Here is a 17,963-nt window from a genome sequence, read left to right as displayed (position 1 = left end):
CGCTGAGAAATTATTTTAATAAATTAGGTTAAAACCGAAATCAGTGTTTGATGGATAGCTGAGAGATGCTGCACAAGTTTTGACTGTATTTGATCCAACCAAAACTACCTCCAACACGTTGTATTTGAGCTTGGCTGTATTTCATCCAACCTAATCGTCCATATTCTACTTATATGGTCTCCAGCGGCTCATTAGATTGGATGTTTTACATTCAAATTCATTTGTAGATGGAATAGTAAACTTTTGAATGGACAATATCCAATCTAATTTTTTTGAGACTACGCTATTACTATTAGTCAGATTCAACGATTAATTTACCAAGCAATTAGCACATTCTGTGGACAGTCCAGTCCCTAAATGGTTCCCTTTCATAGAATAAGTATCGAAATAAGAGGAGGTAGAACTAATTTGAACGAAATGTATCATTTAAGCAGGAGGCATATGAATTGTAGAGTTCGTATTCATAATTGCTATGGACAATGCTTTGAAGGTGTTATCTGTGGCGTGGATAGCAACAATGTTTATTTACGGACATCTGGTAGAATGCGTACATCGGGGAAAGCTCAGATCTCGCAGTGGTTCGGAAATGATATTCTAGCATTATCTTTGTTTACCCTTCTTGCAATAGCTTTGATTTAATGTATATAAATAGACAGATAGAAAAGACAGGAGCGAATCAAGCCCCTGTCTTTTAATTTCGATAGCAGCAACTGATGCAGTCCTTTCAATTCAAATAGTTTCAAGCAGATCCCTCTGACTTATGAACATCACCTTTCAGTACAAAACCACATATTTTCATACCGGCATTAATCAAGGTAGCCCTTGATCCAGCATTCGAGACATTACAGCGAGCAGCAGGTACCCTTCCTGCCTGATAGCACTGTTTTTTCAATTCCTGTATGATAAAACTGCCGTATCCTTTAAGCCTGTAATCTTCCTTAACTTCCATGTAAAGATCTGCAAATGGAATATTGTAATGGAGCATGAAGCCTCCTGTAGCAATAATCTCCCCACTCTCCTCTAGTACAAATTCACCTACCGGTTCTCCTTTGTGCTCGAAAATATCATTATCTTCAAGGCGTGATCGAAAAATAGCTTTAGGTTTACTATGTTCGGAAGTCGAATGGTCTTCGAATAGTATGGCGTCTGCATTGATGTTCTGGCCGAATAGATAAAGCTGAGATGTTAATAAAAGGTCATTACTCTGGCATTCGATATACTTTGCTTCTGAGGCTGTAAGTAGCTCTGAAAAAATAAGGTGTGACATTTTTCTATATGGAGGAATTAGGTAGAACTCAAAAATGGCATCCCTGTCGGTCAATTGTTCCCAACCTTTTACGGAACCGTAACCAACGTGGATTTCATTCACAGTAAGCAGGTAGGAGTCCGACCAATTACGTTCATGACAGGCATTGAAGCGGATCTGGAAATTGTTCTCCTGCAAGAATAATAAGCGGAACGATTGAATTTCCTTCAATGTTGTTTTATAAACCTTTATTTCCATAGTCATCTTATCACCCTCCGTTATTACTCCACATTCATTAACTTCTTTAAGGTGACAATATCGTTAACCGAAACTAACTGCTCAAGATTTTCAAATATTTTCATCTCATCCCAGTTCCACCATTGAAGCTCCAATAATAATTGAATCATCTCATCACTGAAACGCTTCTTAATAACATTTGCAGGATTGCCGCCAACAATTGTATATGGTTCAATATTCTTAACAACAGTTGAGTTCGAAGCAACAATTGCACCGTCACCAATTTTTACACCGGGCATAATGGTTACATTTTGTCCCAGCCAAACATCATTACCAATTACGGTATCGCCTTTAAAAGGCAGCTGTTCTTTTGATGGAGTGACCTTTTCCCAACCTCCAGCAAAAATATTGAAGGGATATGTTGTTAAACCATCCATTCGATGATTCGCACCATTCATAATAAAAGTAACCCCTTCAGCCAGGGCGCAGAACTTACCGATAATCAGCTTATCACCTAAAAAGTCATAATGATGCTGAATATTATTATAAAAATTGTCTGGCGAGCTCGTATTGTCGCTGTAATAGGTATAATCGCCAATCTCAACGTTTGATCTACTTGGTAGATTTTTAATGTAACAAACTGTTTTAATATTTTCATTAGGATATAGATTATTTTTATTCGGAGCTATCGTCATACTAACACTTCCTCTCTTATATAAATAACCCTCAATTATATTATATAGTCTTCTTTTAAAATACTGTACATTTCTATAATAAATCATCGATAATTTCATTTTTTTCAACCCAGTTCACGTTACCTATCATTGAGCATCTCCGACTCGCAGTGAAACTATAAATTCACGCATCTGTTCCAATGCCAGCAAGCCTTTTGCTTCTGCACCTTTGGCTTCTTGGAGAAGTTGGACAGCTTTATCGATATTTTGCGCATCTGTGGGTTCTCCACCACCGGGGAAAGGAAATAGTTCGGCAAGACCTTGCAGCGCAGCAGCCGCCGTTTCATAATGAAGAACGGCATCACTGACGCATGGCCTATCATAATCCTTAAATTCTTCCTTTAGTCCTCGTAGAAATTGTACGGCAAATTGTCGTAATTCTGAATAAACCGCAATGTTATAGGCATTAAAGAACGGAACCACTTGTAGCCCGTGATAGGCTTCGATCCATGCATCATAAGCAGCGAGTCCTTTGGTTAATTCTCCATCACTATGTTTTATAGATTCCGTCGTGTAACCATGCTCCAAAATCATATCCAACATATTAGATAATGCTGTTAGTCGGTCAATTCCGTTAGGCTCATTTATAGCAATAAGACCGATTTCTGAAGTCTTTCCCTTTCCTAATTGATCGTAAGCGAGGGGCGCCTCTTTCAGTTTATCTAATGCATTAAGCTGTTGCTGGTTATCATCGTATCCATACACTAATCCGAACTCAGCATGGAATAAATCCCATATAATAGTTGGAATGCCTTTATCAATAGATCGGTGAATCGTGTTAAGAACGTCGGCTATGATGGCTGGTTCAACGGGAAGAAAACTTAATACTTTAAAGTCAAAACCAAGATTGGACAAAGCTTGCGGAAAATTCTCTTCACCTGCAAATATGAACGGACCACCAATATGAACCGTTTCTTTAATAATGTTTAAACAAAATGCATACCCCGTCAGTGCATTAACTTCCGCAAGTGAAACTTCCTTCTTATCGGTATACTGCAACATACCCCATATGCAGTAGGTTACCGAAGGTCTGGATCCCAAAAAGTGGCTGTCACCTATCCGTTCTGTATAAATAGCTGGTCGTTTTAATGATTTCTCTGTCATACATTTTTCCCCCTTCACAGGATAAGATATTTGATGCCATGACTTCTAAATAGTTCTAGTTATATTTTGGAAATCCTCTTCACTTCGTGTCTTCACCCTCTGTTATTTGGACTCCACATGTGCCGAGTGATTTTTTATCGGCTAAAAGGGAGTCCTCCAAAAGCATGTGATGATTATCATCATATCGCTTTTGAAGGACTCCCTTTTGATAGTTTCATCCTGGCTTTCGTTACTTGCGAGCCAACTTGGTAATACCGCCAAAAATTAAGCCTGTTCTAATGAGAAATGAAGCGTGATTTCCGTCTTTGCATCCTTGCTGATCCATTGCGCGAGTCGATAGTTACCATTTCGATTCGGCATTAGCCCAGGAAGAAGCTCTAGTTCCACCTCGTTAGATTCACCATCAGGCTTAATTGAATAGATTGCATTCGAATAACAGACCAAGAGCTTATTCCCCTCAATGCGGATGACCGTCTCATCGGTTCCGTTAGACACAAGAACCGGAACCGTTACCCCAATTGCGGATAATTCCGCATTCTCTGCTGCGTCCACAGTCCAGGCTGTTGTCACCCCTTCTTGTGCAATCCGATAAGTTTCCGTGATCGCCGCTACGCCTTCGATACCAGGTCTTGGCAACATATCAGAAACGGCTCGCAAATAGGCTGGATGCAGATTATCATCCGGTGTACGCAAATCCATATCATTTAAAAGCTGAAGTCCCGTAGATTCGTAACGTATTTTGAAGGCTAACGCATCGCTACCTTCGCCCTCACTCTCAAGCAAAGCTTTCCAATGTAGTTTTTCAGGATTCGTTGGCTCCCCGTCCGCATTCAAGGAAGCAAATGTTTCGTGCTTTCTTCTACCAAAGTCAGCTAACCTGTGCCAGACACCATGTCCATCTCTCCAGGTCAGACCGATAGCTGCTGGCGTATGTGGGCGTGGAATGATTTGTTTGGCCACAAAATAATTCAAGTGAATATTGCCGTTGAGCCCAGCTATCCCCATTGAGAGAGCCGTTTCCTCTAGATAATTCTCTTTATGGAGCCGTACCCATCCGGTTGCGTCATGACCCATCTGTGCAGCCGTATCCATAACGAGATGATAAGCACCTTGTCGTGGTCCCGTAGTGGCATAGATCCGGTTAAAGGACTCAATTGGCACCACATATCCACCCAAATCAGCCGGTGTTGCCTTTTCAGATATGCTTTCATCAGCAATTTCATAGCACGAAGCTGCAATTTGGGCAGCATATAAGCTGTATGTTGAATAATAGGCATAGAACTCCCACCCGTTTCGAAGCCCACTATCGAACCGATTTTTCAACAAACGAAATTCAATAGGATCCTCTATCCAACGCAAAATGGATTGTAGCGCTTTTCGTGCAGCTCGCTTGAAGACACCTGCCCATTCTTGCTCTCCTTCTTTGGCATAAAGAGAGGCTTCTCGTTCACATAGATTAGCAAAGGTCAGTTCATTCCAAATAATCTGGTTACTCCTGCCTCCGCAGCTCGTTCCCCCGGTGGTAGACTGCATAAACAACATCGTTTGGGCACCTTTTCGAAGTTGTCTTTCTAGAAATGTCTTCCATTCACCGTTATAACCGGCATCTATTAACCCGCTAAGCTGTTGACGTGCAGCCAAATCATAAGCAACAGGGATATTTGGATCGCGGTATAACCCTTCACGCGTAAAACGCGTCATTTGCGGTTTCAAATATTTATCGATGAATGACATTGAATCCGTGAACCCTTCGTTTAGCCTCATCATTTCCCCATGCATGGCATATGTAGCCCAATTACGAATGGTACGAATGTCTGGAAAAGTTCGAAGCGTTTGGCAATACGTTACCTCAGGCTCAACGTTGGACAAACTCGCTTTCCAAGCATCTCTCCGCTCCGTATCTACCATCGGCGCTAGAAGTTGATAGGCCCGAACCAGCATGTGCGTAGTGAAATCGGCATGATCGTCAGGGACTTTATTCTCACCTAAACAAGTGCTGGCCCAGTCCATCGCGAGCAAAATCTGTTCTTTGAGATCCTTGCAACGATCGTTGGCTAGTAGAATAGCTCCGGCTTTAACAAACGAAGCGGATGCATATTCGTGTTCTTTACCATCGCCGGGATCCAATATCCCCCCGTACTCACTCAAAAATGGGGCGAATTGACGAACTCGCGCTTCGGAAAAGTCCAAATAAATGTCACGTGTTAATCCGGTTTCTTCGAGACCATCTAACTTGCTTTTTTCTTTAAACTCATCGATGACGTGTTGAATAGGGTTTAACCCGGATAAACTTTCTAAATAGTCCAGTTCGTTTACTGTAAACATGCTGTACCTCCTATAAAATATGTCCTAGCAATCAACCTATTATTTGGATGGTCAATGAACCATTGATAGCCAAAGCAAGCGTGATCGACTTCATCCGCCCAATCAAAGTCCTGATTCTTACCTTTCATCGAAAGCGTATTCGGTTTACAAACTTGCAGAACTTTTGTATTAGTAATTAATATGTAGAAGTCATTAGAGCCAGTGGGAATTCACTGACTCTAATGGATCTAATGGATCTACTATATTTGCTTTAGCTTTTTATAGATGAATTTTCACTTCTACTACCGACAAATCCTCAAGATCGATTCTAACGTCTGTTAGCATCGCCTCACGTTATTCCAAAATTTTCTTCGCAATGGCCGCAAGGTCCATTATGTCAATTACTTTATTATCGTCGATGTCAGCCGTCTTGATCAGATTCCAATCCGCACTCTTATCGTCTTTGCCGTAATGAGCGGCTGCGAACGCAAGATCACCGATCGTGTACTTATTGTCCCCATTCGAATCACCCGGCAATCCAGGAGGAATCGTTACTTCAATGTTTAAGGAAGCGGATTGCGCTGCAAACTCTTCTCCCTGCCCGTCGCCAAGAAGAGCTTCGGTTACTGTAATCATACCGTTAGTCGTTTGACCAACGCTTTTCGCTTTGAATGAAAGCCGCACAAGCTCAGCACTCCCGGTTACCGCATGATTCGCTCCTTGGCTGGCAAGAATCATCCTGACTTTTCCAGGGCTAGACTTCTCCAACAAGATATCCACACCTGTTTTCATCGCCGTAGACGAGACATACTCGACAAGAGCTGTGTCGTATTCAATCGTGATGTCCTGTCCATAAACGTTCGAAGTAATATTGCTTAGACCAAAATTTACAGTGAAAGGCTGCCCTGCTAGTACTGTGCTTGGTCCGGTTAAAACAGCTGTCGGCTTTTCTTCTTTCATATGGACCTGCAGTGTAACGGTAGCGGTACGGCTGCCATATGTCGCCGTAATAACGCTTTCGCCCTCTTTGAGCGCTGTAATCAAGCCGCCGGCTGTCACTGTTGCGATATCGGTTTGACTACTAATAAATTGTGAGCTGCCCGTCACATCAACCGGCACATCGCTTTCTGGAAGGAAGGCGGATACTTGCACTTGCTTCGTATCACCAATACTTAGTTCTCCAAGCTCCCCCAGTTCGATGCGCTCATAAGGCGTAATGACTCTAACATCATCGAAAAAGACGTTGGATACTGCATCCCCTTGCCACAAATCACCCAAGGAAACTAAGTTGAATGCGGTCACACCCTTCGGGGAGGCAACGAGATTACCGTCGATATACATATCCACATGGGTCCCTGAACTGTAATCCCATTTGAATTCATGCCAACCGGCGGCGCGCGCAACGTTTGTGGCTGTTGTAGCTCCATCAATCCGCTTGACATAATGTGTTGCTGATGCTCGTAATGAAATACCGAGTCCTCTCCAAGCCGAACCACCTAAATCAGTTTTAGCCATTACTTGACTTCCTGAGACTAAATTATCATAAAACCAAAGAGTAAGAATTTTATTGTGATCCTCTTCAAAATTATGTTTAATGGCGACCATGTCCTGGTTCACTTTAAAGCTCTTCTCACCGCTATGTGCCTTTTTCGTACTTGTGGTTGGATTTCCTTTTTCTGTCTCCCAATGGATTAGTCCATCCTCGAATCCGTCAAATCCATCTGTAAAATTATGATTTAATTCATACACTTCAAGTTGGATCACATCGCTTACCGTAATACCATCGACGAGCGCAGTCACAGTAATTTGTGCGTCACCTGGAGCTATCGCACGAACGACACCATTTTGCCCGACTTCGATTATATTAGGATGTTCGCTGCTGAATGTCATATGGCCGTAAGGACTTATATATCGACCGGTCGCCGAACTCCCCATTACCCACAACGTTATACGATCGCCTACTTTGAGTGTGCTCATTGGCGAATACAGAGACACTTGTGCAAGCAAATTGTCATCCTGTGTTCCTTTGTTCAGTCCAATCTTGTCGAACGGTATGGCTTCGAATCCAGGAATTTGGGTGAATACAGGCGCATCTTCGCGAAGATTCCAATTTCCGTTTTCAGAATCAACAAATCCGATATCTTCGCTAGTAATCCAATTGTCTTGAACGAATCCTTTAGCAGCTGCATTCCCCGTAATAGACATTCCACCTGATTTATAAACCACATTTTTTTGTACCGAATTATATTTAGCTTCACAAGGAGCATCAGTCATTACAGTCTCTAAATTCGGAAAATAAGTAAGCCATGGCTCTTCGTTATAAGGTACCTTTTTCAAATTCACTGGCAAAGACCCATCTGCCGCACAGTGATAATAGGCCCAGCCTAATCCACGTTCATCAAGCTGTAGAGAAGCTCTGTTGTTCAGTATGAGATTGTTTTCTACGATATTATTCCGTCCCCCACCAATCAACATGCCGAAGTCGACGTTCGATAAAATATTGCCATAGATCGTGATTCCACTCAACATGTCATCCAGATAAATGCCTATCTCATAGGCACCAGCTGGATTACCAATATTATGAATATAATTGTATCGAATGATAGTCCCCTGTGCAGACCAGTCGCGTCCACCATATATGGCACCTGCATCGCCTGTCTCATTCACGACATTATAAATCTCGTTATATTCAATTATGTGATTGTTACCTGCAAACTGAATAGCTTCATGCGGCGCATTGTAGATCAAATTATTTGCCACACGACTGCCCACACCCTTGATGTTTACAGCTGGAGTATACGTCCGTTGGATCCGACTAAAATCATGAAAGGTATTATTCACTGCATAATGTTCAGCCGATGTTAGCGTCGCACGATCACCAGCGTCTAACAAGATCCCGCCTTTTCCAGTTCCAGAAATTTCACTGTTAGTTACCCCGTTATTATGACCATCGAGGATAGTTACAGCCTTATCTCCGATTTTCAAAAATGTAGAATCTGTAATGACATTGTTCGAGCCGCCATTCATCTCGATCGCTGTTCCCCGCGTTAATCCAAATTTAATCCCTTGGAATGTCGTGTTGGAAACTTCATTCATCGAAACAAGAGGGGCATCCAGTAGTGAAATTTCAATTTCACTATCTTTAAGCTCACTCGGTGGATATAAGTATAATATGCCGCTATTGCGATCCAGGTAATATTCACCCGGCACGTCGAGCTCCTCCAAAATATTAAAATAATAATAACGTTGGCCTTTTTTCACTGAATATACACTAGCCTTCGTTGTGCTTATTTGTTTGGTCACCTTATTAATATCTTTAATTTGCAGCGTTCCATCAGCCCAGTCCCAGAACCAATATCCAAACATCCATATATCGCTGATATCCGCCCACTTGCTTGGTCGATCATCCGTATATCGAAAGGTGGCTCCGTGATCATAGATCGGAGGCAAAGGACGCACGCTGTACTCCTCCCCAGAATTTCGAGGATCTGCCCCCGGGTCATCTAACTGTCCGATTCGGAGAAATCCATCACCAGCGCCTATGTTTGGATAGCGTGCCACCGTTAATACATCTTCATTGAAAAACAGTTCTGGCGGCTCTGGTGCCGCAGGCAACCCGAATCCACTTTGTATAATTTCACCAAAATCAGTAAATCCTTGTGAACGTAAATCGTACTGATAAACTTGATCGACCACTTCTGTCGATAGTCGCTCTCGTATAGACACATCTGTGACAGGTTTGAAATCATTTGTATCCATCGTTGCTCCGCCGAGGATCGATACTTCTTCGCCTGGATATGCTCGATATACGATTGGCGCTTCATCCGTTCCGGAGTCTTCTTCATTCAATTCGAACGAATGAGTGCGTGGATATACCCCTGCGCGCAAATTAACAGTTATACCACCCGTAGGCAATGATCCTTCCGATTTCATCTTACGAATAGCCTCCTGGGCGCCTTCCAAGGAAGCGAATGGCAAATTGATCGTTCCATCTCCAGTCTCGTCGCTACCATTTAGCGATACGTAAAGCTCAGAGCCTGCTGCTCCATTATTGGAATCGCTGCCATTTGCGGCTACGTTAAAAGTCGTTTCTGCAGCTTTCACTTCAGTGTTGGGGGCTGCTACAGACAATGGTACGACAATTAAGGCACTCAACATCAATTTCAATAAAAGATTCTTCCATCTACTCGTCCTACCTTTCATTTACACTCGCTCCTCTTTGATAATCTTTTGTGTTCAAGTTGACCAGAACAATTCAAACATTATAAAGTCGTGAGCCATGCTGCCATACCTTTACTACTTTCCCCCCTTCTTCTAAAACAGAGCTATTTATGCGATAGGAAGCCCACAATCAAGGTCTCATGGGCTAACCTGTACCGCCGCGATATTACATTTCAAAAAGAAACTCGGACATCATCTCCCGTTCCACCTGCATGCGATTCAACACGATTCGATAAAACGGATTTCCTTTTTTATAATGTGAATCTACCAAAATGTGCTCGATCTCCAATTGCCATTGCTCCGGATCGTAGACCAAGGTTACAGTATTCATCTTTATTCGCCCGGCATCAGTCTCCATAGGCAGGACAGAGCTTATGAAAATCTCTTGATAAGATTCAGGTGTTTTATTAAATAAAGCTTTATCCGTAATAACCAACTGCGGCGATTTGTCGACTGGACGAATCCATACAAATTCACGAGTAAGAAGTTCCAATGAAAGACATGCATAAGCTTTCGTTAAATCCATAACAAGGTGAATATGATCAGCCGATATTTGGCTGAATAGAATTTCAGAATGATATGATTTTCCAAAGCCTTGTCTGCAACCATCTACAATCGGAACCGAATGTCCATGAGATCCTGCATTGATCATCTCGTACCGATAGCTGGGCTGGAAATATTGCTTGGTATAGAGTCCAATCCCCAGATCCGCCAATACGTTCTGACCATCGACATGCAGAATAAAATGTCCCAGATCATTATGATTGTGCGGCTCTTCATTATGTCCGCCTTTCACAGCAAAAGCAGTAATTCCACCTCTCGTATCCCTTACTTTAGAAATTACCCATTGATTCCCCGTGAAAATTCGCTCTTGAACTCGCTCTCGGTTATCCGTTGATTCCAACGATTCCGTGTTTGATGATGCCCAAAGCATTCGTCTTGTAGAATCCAACCAATTTCCAGTAACCCGTTCAAATTGATACTCTTTAGAAGGAAGCTGTAGTGATGGTACATACTGTTGTAATCGCTGAATAAGTCCTGTATTGAAGACGACTTCGTCAGGTGAATCGGAGAAATTGACGACCTTGCCCCCCGTTAACATGCAAAATTGCGGGAATTGTGTGATTCGTTCAACCTTCTTATCCGTAAGGAGAGAGATTTGCCCGCATGTACGTTCTTTCAACAATTCTGCGAAATAGACAAAGTAAGAAAATCCAAATTGCCAATAGGCCGGTCCTTCCGGAGTCGCACCTTGTTCGTCAAAGCCTGAGAAGAAATTCCTCAGAACCCCAATCACACGCCATAGCATTCCTGCCAGCCTCTCACTATCTTCGATCATATAGATAGCCGTTGCTCCAATACTTGCTGAGCAAACTGCCGGCCAATTGTTTGTTTTCAATTCCCAGTTTTGCGGAGTGGGGTCATGGAAATAGACTTGAAATATACGCTTATCAATCTCTTCTTTCGCACGATGAACGACCCATGGATGTAATCTATCCTTGAGCAAGTGCACAGTTTCCGCTAAAGTGAAAGCGGTTATACTTGACTCAAGGTCTACTGTTTCACGAGGCGGGACTGATTTATCCCAAATGCCGTTCGGATAATCATTATGGTAGAGTCCAACATGCGCTGGTAAAACCCACGTATATTCGTTACATACATTCCAGATGGCGTTCTCAAGTCCTGTCTTCCATTCTTGCTTATTCTCTGTCATCGCAAGCATGCTGAACGCATGGATTCCCGCATACAACTGATTCCGCTGTGCCTGGAATATTGCTCTATCTCCTGTATCACCAAATAAAGTAAACTCTGAAAAAAGCGGCGATCGGACGGGATTTTCTATCAAGTCTGCTGCTTGCTTCTCCAGAGAACGCCAGAAATCCGAGAAGTTCATATCCTCCCTGATTCGTCTCCAATTATCAGAAGCATTTGCTTCTGCATAAAGTGTACGGGGGAGATGTTGCGTCTCCTCCAACGCGTTCTTAAGCTCCCGAAATGTTAATTGCTGAAGCATTTCATTCATCCTTCCCTTAAAAAAGTAATGGGGAACCATTTCATACTGGATCCCCATTTATCTTATTCAAAGCTTATTTCTGCGTCTGTCTCCATTCGTCAACTTGCTGTTGAAGCTCAGCCAGCACTTTATCGTGACCAGCTGCTTTTCGTTTATCCATCATAGCCTTCAAGATCTTGTCCACATCATCAAGTCCGTTCATAAGAATAGGCGAATACTCGACTGTAATCGCATTCAATTGAGCGATTTCATTTTCAACATTTTTACGATCAAATGTGAAACTAATGGAAGGGTCAATCATAGATGAATCATTCAGATTCTTTGTTTGCTCCCAAACGTCATCCACTTGTCCAGGTACGACAAAGCTATTAAGTTCGTTGCCAAACAACCAGCCAGGCACGGAATACGCATCAGGTTTAATTTCAATACGATTATCTGAAACCTTCGTGTAATCCTGCCCCTCAATACCGAATTTAAGCAAGTTGAACAACTCTTTATTCGTATCAATCAGATTAATTAACATCACCGCACGATCTGGGTTTTTTGATGTGGCGCTAACGGCATTTAACGTACTTGTAACAGCCGATTTACTAATGACGGCTGGACCAGTTGAAAAATTAACAACATCAAATCCATATGATGTTTTAAGTTCGGCATCTATTCCAGGTTTTTGACGGCTATATCTACTAAATACTTTTCCTGCCTTAATTAAAGATAGCTCATCCTTAATCGTAGCAACATCCTGCGGGAAGAAGCCCTTTTCATACCATTCTCTCATCTGCTTAAACTGACTAGTCAACTGCTCAGGTTGGAAATATACTTTCCATGTATTTGTATCCAATGCAAATCCAAATCCGGCTGATCCCTCAAGCAGTGGCGCATACTCCATAAAGGAAGTTGGAATACCTGCTCTAATTGCCGAAACACTTGGCTCGCCATCCTTAATCATCTGGAGGATCGGAGTCAGATCATTCAACGACTTCACTTGGGTAACATCGAGATTATACTTATCGACAAGATCCTTCTTCAACCACATACCGGGTTGGTCACCCATAATTTGATTGTTTGGAATGCCATACGTTTTCCCATCCACCTTAACCGCATCCCAAACTTCTTCCTTAAATAAGCTTTGCAAATCTGGGTATTTCGCCAACATATCATCTAAAGCAACATAAGCACCTTTACTTACATTATTCAAATAGTTATTCGTCCAACTTGCAGTGAAAGAAATATCAAATTCTTCTCCTGAAGACATGACTAACTGCATCTTTTTCTCGTAATCGCCTGGATTGATAAATTTGAATTCTAGCGTTGCATTGATTTTGTCATTGATAATTTCATTCGCCTTCTGCATAACAGAGGCCATATTTTTCGGCTCTGCGCTTCGAATATACCAAACTAACTTCACTGGCTTTAATTCTTCAGCTTCTTGGGTCTCTTCTGGTTGAGCGGTGGCTGTGCTAGTACTGGTACTGCTCGGAGTATCCGTCTTTGACGAACAACCTGCTAATAACATCCCCACAGTCATAATAAAAGTTAAAACCATGCTAATATTGCGTTTTCTTCTTTCCATGTACAACCCTCCATGATTATATGTTTATTTTAAAACTAGAATATAGAATTCTAGTCTTAATTCATACTCAGAGCTAACCTTTTACCGCGCCTACTGTCAATCCTTTGGCAAAGTACTTTTGGAAGAATGGAAAGACAAAAAGCATCGGAGCTATTGCTAATATACACATGGCCATTCTAGTTGATTCTGTCGGCAGATTAGCTAGCATTGTTGCATCCACCTGCCCGCCACTTGTCATATTTCTCAATATCTCTTGGATATTACTCATCATAACCTGCAGTAAGTATTGCAGTGGATACAAGGATTGATTATCGATAAATAGAAGCGCATTGAACCATGAATTCCAGTAGACAAGCAGTTGCATCAGACCAACTGTTGCTAAGACTGGTGTAGATAGTGGAATGATCATTGTAATGTAAATTCTCAGCTCACCTGCACCATCGATTTTGGCCGATTCCACTAGGGAGTCAGGCAGTTGCTTGAAGAAAGTTCGCATCAGAAACATATACCAGATATTCCCGAGCAAAGGAAGAATTAATGCCGCATACGTATTTTGCACATGGAAAAACTTCGTCATTAGTATATAGAAGGGAACAATCCCTCCACTGAATAATGTTGTAAAAAACAAGTAGAAGGTAATAAATTTACTGTATTTAAAACTTGACCTCGACAAGGCGTATGCGCACATGGAGATCATCAATACGGACAAAAGTGTACCTACTGCTGATGTGATCATCGTAACCTTGTATGCATTTACAATGGTTAAGGGATTGTCGAATATATAGCGGTAAGCTTGAAAATCCAGCTTAATCGGTATTAAGCGGTAACCAAAGCTCGAGATATCGTGTTCATTGGACAATGAAATCGCTAAAATGGACCATAGCGGAACAAGAAATAATGCAGATACAGCGATGAAAAACAAATGAATCGGCAGCATGGACAGCCGGTATGACCTAATACGAACCATTCCCTCTCCTCCCCCTTATATTTAAAATAACGAATTGTCGGCATTTATTTTGCGAACTAAGGCATTCGTTCCAAGCACTAGCAGTAATCCTAGAACGGATTTCGTCAGTCCAGCCGCGCTGGACATCCCAATATTTCCAGAATCAATTAATGCTCTGAAAATGTAGGTGTCTACAACGTCCGTTGAACTGAATATGGTCGGCGAATTCATGGGCAGCTGGTAGAACAAGCCGAAGTCGGCTGTAAAGATATGTCCTATCGCCAAGATCGTTAGAATCGTCATAAGTGGATAAAGAAAAGGTACAGAGATTTTGGTAAGAATCTGCCACTTGCTCGCTCCATCGATTTTGGCCGCCTCATAATAGGTAGGATCAATGCCTAGGAGCCCTGCATAATAAATAATTGCGCTGATCCCTATCTCTTTCCACATATTAGCTAGCGGCATTATGTAGATCCAGGGACTCGACTTATTGTACCAATCTACTGTTCCTAATCCGAGATCTGCCAACCATTGATTTAACATCCCGGATCTTGGATTTAAAAAAGCATAGGCCATGTAGGCGACTACTACCCATGATAAGAAATGAGGATAGAACATGACCGACTGATACACTTTGAGCATCTTCTTACTCGTTATTTCATATAGAAGTAAGGCTACAAAGACCGATCCTAGCAAATTAAGAACAATAAACGCTGAATTATATCCTAACGTGTTACGAACGATTCGCCAGAGATCAGGTGACTCAAATAAAAACTTAAAGTTACTTAAGCCAACCCATTCGCTACCTAAGATGCCTTTGTTGAACTGGTACCTTTTGAAAGCGACGATCGCACCAAACATAGGTACATAACTGAAAATAAATACATAAATTACGAGTGGTAAAGTCAAAGCAAGTAAAACTTTGTTTTTGCTGAAATCCTTTCGCCATCCTCTGAGCTGCATAATTCGAATCATCCTCCTTCTGGCATTTATCGTAACTCATGAAGTTTCGATTAAGAAAGATACAAAAAAGAAGAAACGGTTTAAATATGGGGTTTAAATTTTGTGAATGAGTTCAATCTGGGCTAAACCAAGTTCAATCTGGACTAAACCAATTCCAAATTCGTTTCCTTTGAATTATAATAACTATTATTCAACAGGTTATTGCGTGAAGGGAGTGTCTAATGAAAAAGAGGTTTTTTCATACTAGCCAGCTTTATTTCTATAGCATGTTTACTAAGATTACTTTCTTGCTTACTTTAATCATGTTCGCACTCATTTTGTTTCTACATTTCAACTTTACAAGCTACAGTATCGGGCTTATCAATTCGTCGAATCAGAAATTAATGAACCAGATTTATCAAAATGCGCTGCAAATTAATAACTCTGTGAGAACCTACACAACCGCCATTTTTAATAACCCCAATACAGCTAAATTAATGCTAAGTGAAGATATTTCTGTTGTTGATGAGCTTAACAGCATTAAAGCTATCGATATCGCTTTAGGAAGTGCGCCTTTTATTTATTCCGCCTACGTATATAACGGGAAAACGAATACCTACTATGCCATTGGACCGAATACAGTCATTCGGAAAGACCAATTTTACGATACGGAACTCGTTCAAATGTTTAAGGATCCGAAGAGTATTCTGTCACACACAACTTTCCCTAGAAAAATTCCAGTTTCAGATTTAAATCCACAGAAGCTCGAAAATGTATTTTCTTACATACTGCCTGAATATTTTCCTGATAAACAGTTGAAAAACGCGCTTGTCGTTAATGTACGAATGGATTGGATCTTCAATTCACTGGCTTCCTATCAAGATTCTGATTCCTTAAACGGTAATAATATCTTAATCATGGATCATAACGGGAACGTCATTGCGAATTCTGATCAAGAAAAAGACTTGTTCTTAAGCAGCTTGTCGGACGAACCTTCGGTTTCTCAGATATTAAGCTCACCCAATAAATCAGGCGTGTTCAAAGCTGACTTTAGAGGCACTTCATCCATCATTACCTACATTTCTTACGAAACTTCGCCATGGATTCTGGTTAACATTACTCCTTACAAATATATTGCTGGAACCGTAAGCAAAGTGAAAGCGATTACAGTAACAATTGGTTTAGCTATGCTCATTATCTGCCTCATTACGGGCTTCTTACTTTCGAAAAACCTCTATAACCCTGTGCGAAATCTTAGAATGACAATTGGTCGTCTAAATAAAAACCAAACACCGAAACAGGAGCATAACAATGAATTCGAATACATCACGGATTCCATTCAAAGCACCCATTTTCATCTGACCTCTCTAGAAGATTTTCGAAAAACAAATCTTTTCACATTGAAACAGAATTATTTGAAAGATCTCCTCTTGAGTAAAAATATGAAAGAGGTGGACTATGAATCGTTTTTTAAACAGCACAATGTTCACTTTGATCCAAAAAGTAGTATCGCCCTTATTCTGTTCAAAATAGATCATTATGCAGCCTTTCATGCTAATTACAGCTCTAAAGATCAATCCTTATTGAAATACTCGCTTCTGAATATTGCAAACGAAATCGTGCATCCATCCTACCAATGCGAATCCATTGATGCGGGAAGTGATCATGTTGTTACTTTATTAAACATGGAGGTAAATATCGAGGACGAGCGAGATTCCATAACTCATATGGAGCATTTGCAGAGCTTGGTACATGAGATTCAGAGTGTGTATGCCAAATACTGCGCCATAAGCGTTTCAGCCTTTATTAGCGAGCCCGTAGCCTCGATTATGAGCGTTCGCGCCTTATATGAGAGAACACTGGATCTTTCTCATTATCGTATTAAATACGGACATTCGTGCCTTCTAACACAACAATCTATGAATAAGACGAAGTGGTCAGATTTCAATATCAATACCGCCTCTGTACATCATTTCCTAGACTGTATTCAAAAAGCAAAATTAGAAGAGGCTAAAACTGCCTATTGGAATCTGATTCAAGAACTGACAGACTGCAGTTACAATATCATCATGTTTACGTTATCTCATTTGTCCTCAAGCATTTTTAATACGGTGAACCTTATGGAGAAAAATGGAACTGTTTCCTTTGGACTTGATTTCGTTTCTTTTGACGACAAGTTTAAATCCTTTGAAGTGTTCGACCAAATTAATACAGAGTTCATTGCCCTAATAGGGGAGATTGTAGGCAAAATTGAACAAAACCGAAACGAAAAATCGGACATTGTCGTTTCCAACGCAATGCGATTCATTGAAACGAACTATATGGACAATTCCTTATCCTCTAGTATTGTAGCTGATCAATTTAAATTAACTTCTGCTTATTTAGGTAAACTGTTCCGTGAGTATTCTTCTCGATCTATCTCCGAATACATATCTGAAATCCGTTTAGTGAAAGCATCGGAAATGCTCAAACAATCATCGTTGAATGTAGATGAGATTATCGAAAAAATTGGCTGGGAAAACAAAAAACATTTCTTCACCTTGTTTAAAAAGCGTTTTGGAACAACACCTACAGAATATCGACTTAAATCCAAAGTAAGCGATATTCAGAAAACTTCGTAGTCGATCACGGTTTCATTGGCC

The 17,963-nt window shown here is 41.2% G+C and carries 10 protein-coding genes; 1 reads left to right on the top strand and 9 read right to left on the bottom strand.

Features of this window, described 5'->3' with window-relative positions; all coding sequences use genetic code 11:
- Positions 1 to 739: 739 nt before the first annotated feature.
- The 9 genes from AC0YN7_RS19490 to AC0YN7_RS19450 all read right to left on the bottom strand — a co-directional run bounded on the left by AC0YN7_RS19490 (position 740) and on the right by AC0YN7_RS19450 (position 15,354).
- On the bottom strand, positions 740 to 1,510 hold the full coding sequence (locus tag AC0YN7_RS19490; RefSeq protein WP_475811697.1) for a GNAT family N-acetyltransferase: 771 nt from the start codon (positions 1,508 to 1,510) through the stop codon (positions 740 to 742).
- 17 nt (positions 1,511 to 1,527) lie between these two features.
- On the bottom strand, positions 1,528 to 2,178 hold the full coding sequence (locus AC0YN7_RS19485; protein ID WP_475811856.1) for a Vat family streptogramin A O-acetyltransferase: 651 nt from the start codon (positions 2,176 to 2,178) through the stop codon (positions 1,528 to 1,530).
- A gap of 126 nt (positions 2,179 to 2,304) precedes the next feature.
- Positions 2,305 to 3,321 carry a hypothetical protein gene (locus tag AC0YN7_RS19480; protein ID WP_475811696.1) on the bottom strand — a complete coding sequence of 339 codons (1,017 nt, stop codon included), beginning with the start codon at positions 3,319 to 3,321 and terminating at the stop codon, positions 2,305 to 2,307.
- A gap of 264 nt (positions 3,322 to 3,585) precedes the next feature.
- Positions 3,586 to 5,646, bottom strand: coding sequence for a hypothetical protein (locus AC0YN7_RS19475; RefSeq protein ID WP_475811695.1), 2,061 nt, complete (start codon positions 5,644 to 5,646; stop codon positions 3,586 to 3,588).
- Positions 5,647 to 5,979: 333 nt separating this feature from the next.
- Positions 5,980 to 9,828: a right-handed parallel beta-helix repeat-containing protein gene (locus AC0YN7_RS19470; protein ID WP_475811694.1), complete on the bottom strand. Its 3,849-nt coding sequence runs from the start codon at positions 9,826 to 9,828 to the stop codon at positions 5,980 to 5,982.
- A 184-nt stretch (positions 9,829 to 10,012) separates the two neighbouring features.
- Entirely contained in the window at positions 10,013 to 11,860 is a 1,848-nt protein-coding gene (locus AC0YN7_RS19465) for a heparinase II/III family protein (RefSeq protein WP_475811693.1), read from the bottom strand.
- A gap of 73 nt (positions 11,861 to 11,933) precedes the next feature.
- The gene (locus AC0YN7_RS19460) at positions 11,934 to 13,433 is read right to left on the bottom strand and encodes an ABC transporter substrate-binding protein (RefSeq protein WP_475811692.1); all 1,500 of its coding nucleotides are present in this window, start codon (positions 13,431 to 13,433) and stop codon (positions 11,934 to 11,936) included.
- Between the two features lie 73 nt (positions 13,434 to 13,506).
- On the bottom strand, positions 13,507 to 14,400 hold the full coding sequence (locus AC0YN7_RS19455; protein WP_475811691.1) for a carbohydrate ABC transporter permease: 894 nt from the start codon (positions 14,398 to 14,400) through the stop codon (positions 13,507 to 13,509).
- Positions 14,401 to 14,421: 21 nt separating this feature from the next.
- Positions 14,422 to 15,354, bottom strand: a complete 933-nt coding sequence (locus tag AC0YN7_RS19450; RefSeq protein WP_475811690.1) for an ABC transporter permease — start codon at positions 15,352 to 15,354, stop codon at positions 14,422 to 14,424.
- Positions 15,355 to 15,563: 209 nt separating this feature from the next.
- Here AC0YN7_RS19450 and AC0YN7_RS19445 point away from each other — a divergent pair, with 209 nt between their 5' ends.
- Positions 15,564 to 17,942 carry an AraC family transcriptional regulator gene (locus tag AC0YN7_RS19445; protein WP_475811689.1) on the top strand — a complete coding sequence of 793 codons (2,379 nt, stop codon included), beginning with the start codon at positions 15,564 to 15,566 and terminating at the stop codon, positions 17,940 to 17,942.
- Positions 17,943 to 17,963: the final 21 nt, after the last annotated feature.

Source organism: Paenibacillus sp. J31R122 (assembly GCF_056269185.1).
The sequence above is the reverse complement of the archived record's forward strand: the minus strand, read 5'-3'. Positions and strand labels throughout refer to the sequence as shown.

Bases quoted from the DNA above. Each gene is read 5' to 3' on its own strand.
- AC0YN7_RS19475 (WP_475811695.1), bottom strand. From the start codon at position 5,646: ATGTTTACAGTAAACGAACTGGACTATTTAGAAAGTTTATCCGGGTTA.
- AC0YN7_RS19485 (WP_475811856.1), bottom strand. From the start codon at position 2,178: ATGACGATAGCTCCGAATAAAAATAATCTATATCCTAATGAAAATATT.
- AC0YN7_RS19465 (WP_475811693.1), bottom strand. From the start codon at position 11,860: ATGCTTCAGCAATTAACATTTCGGGAGCTTAAGAACGCGTTGGAGGAG.
- AC0YN7_RS19470 (WP_475811694.1), bottom strand. From the start codon at position 9,828: ATGAAAGGTAGGACGAGTAGATGGAAGAATCTTTTATTGAAATTGATG.
- AC0YN7_RS19460 (WP_475811692.1), bottom strand. From the start codon at position 13,433: ATGGAAAGAAGAAAACGCAATATTAGCATGGTTTTAACTTTTATTATG.
- AC0YN7_RS19480 (WP_475811696.1), bottom strand. From the start codon at position 3,321: ATGACAGAGAAATCATTAAAACGACCAGCTATTTATACAGAACGGATA.
- AC0YN7_RS19455 (WP_475811691.1), bottom strand. From the start codon at position 14,400: ATGGTTCGTATTAGGTCATACCGGCTGTCCATGCTGCCGATTCATTTG.
- AC0YN7_RS19490 (WP_475811697.1), bottom strand. From the start codon at position 1,510: ATGACTATGGAAATAAAGGTTTATAAAACAACATTGAAGGAAATTCAA.
- AC0YN7_RS19450 (WP_475811690.1), bottom strand. From the start codon at position 15,354: ATGATTCGAATTATGCAGCTCAGAGGATGGCGAAAGGATTTCAGCAAA.
- AC0YN7_RS19445 (WP_475811689.1), top strand. From the start codon at position 15,564: ATGAAAAAGAGGTTTTTTCATACTAGCCAGCTTTATTTCTATAGCATG.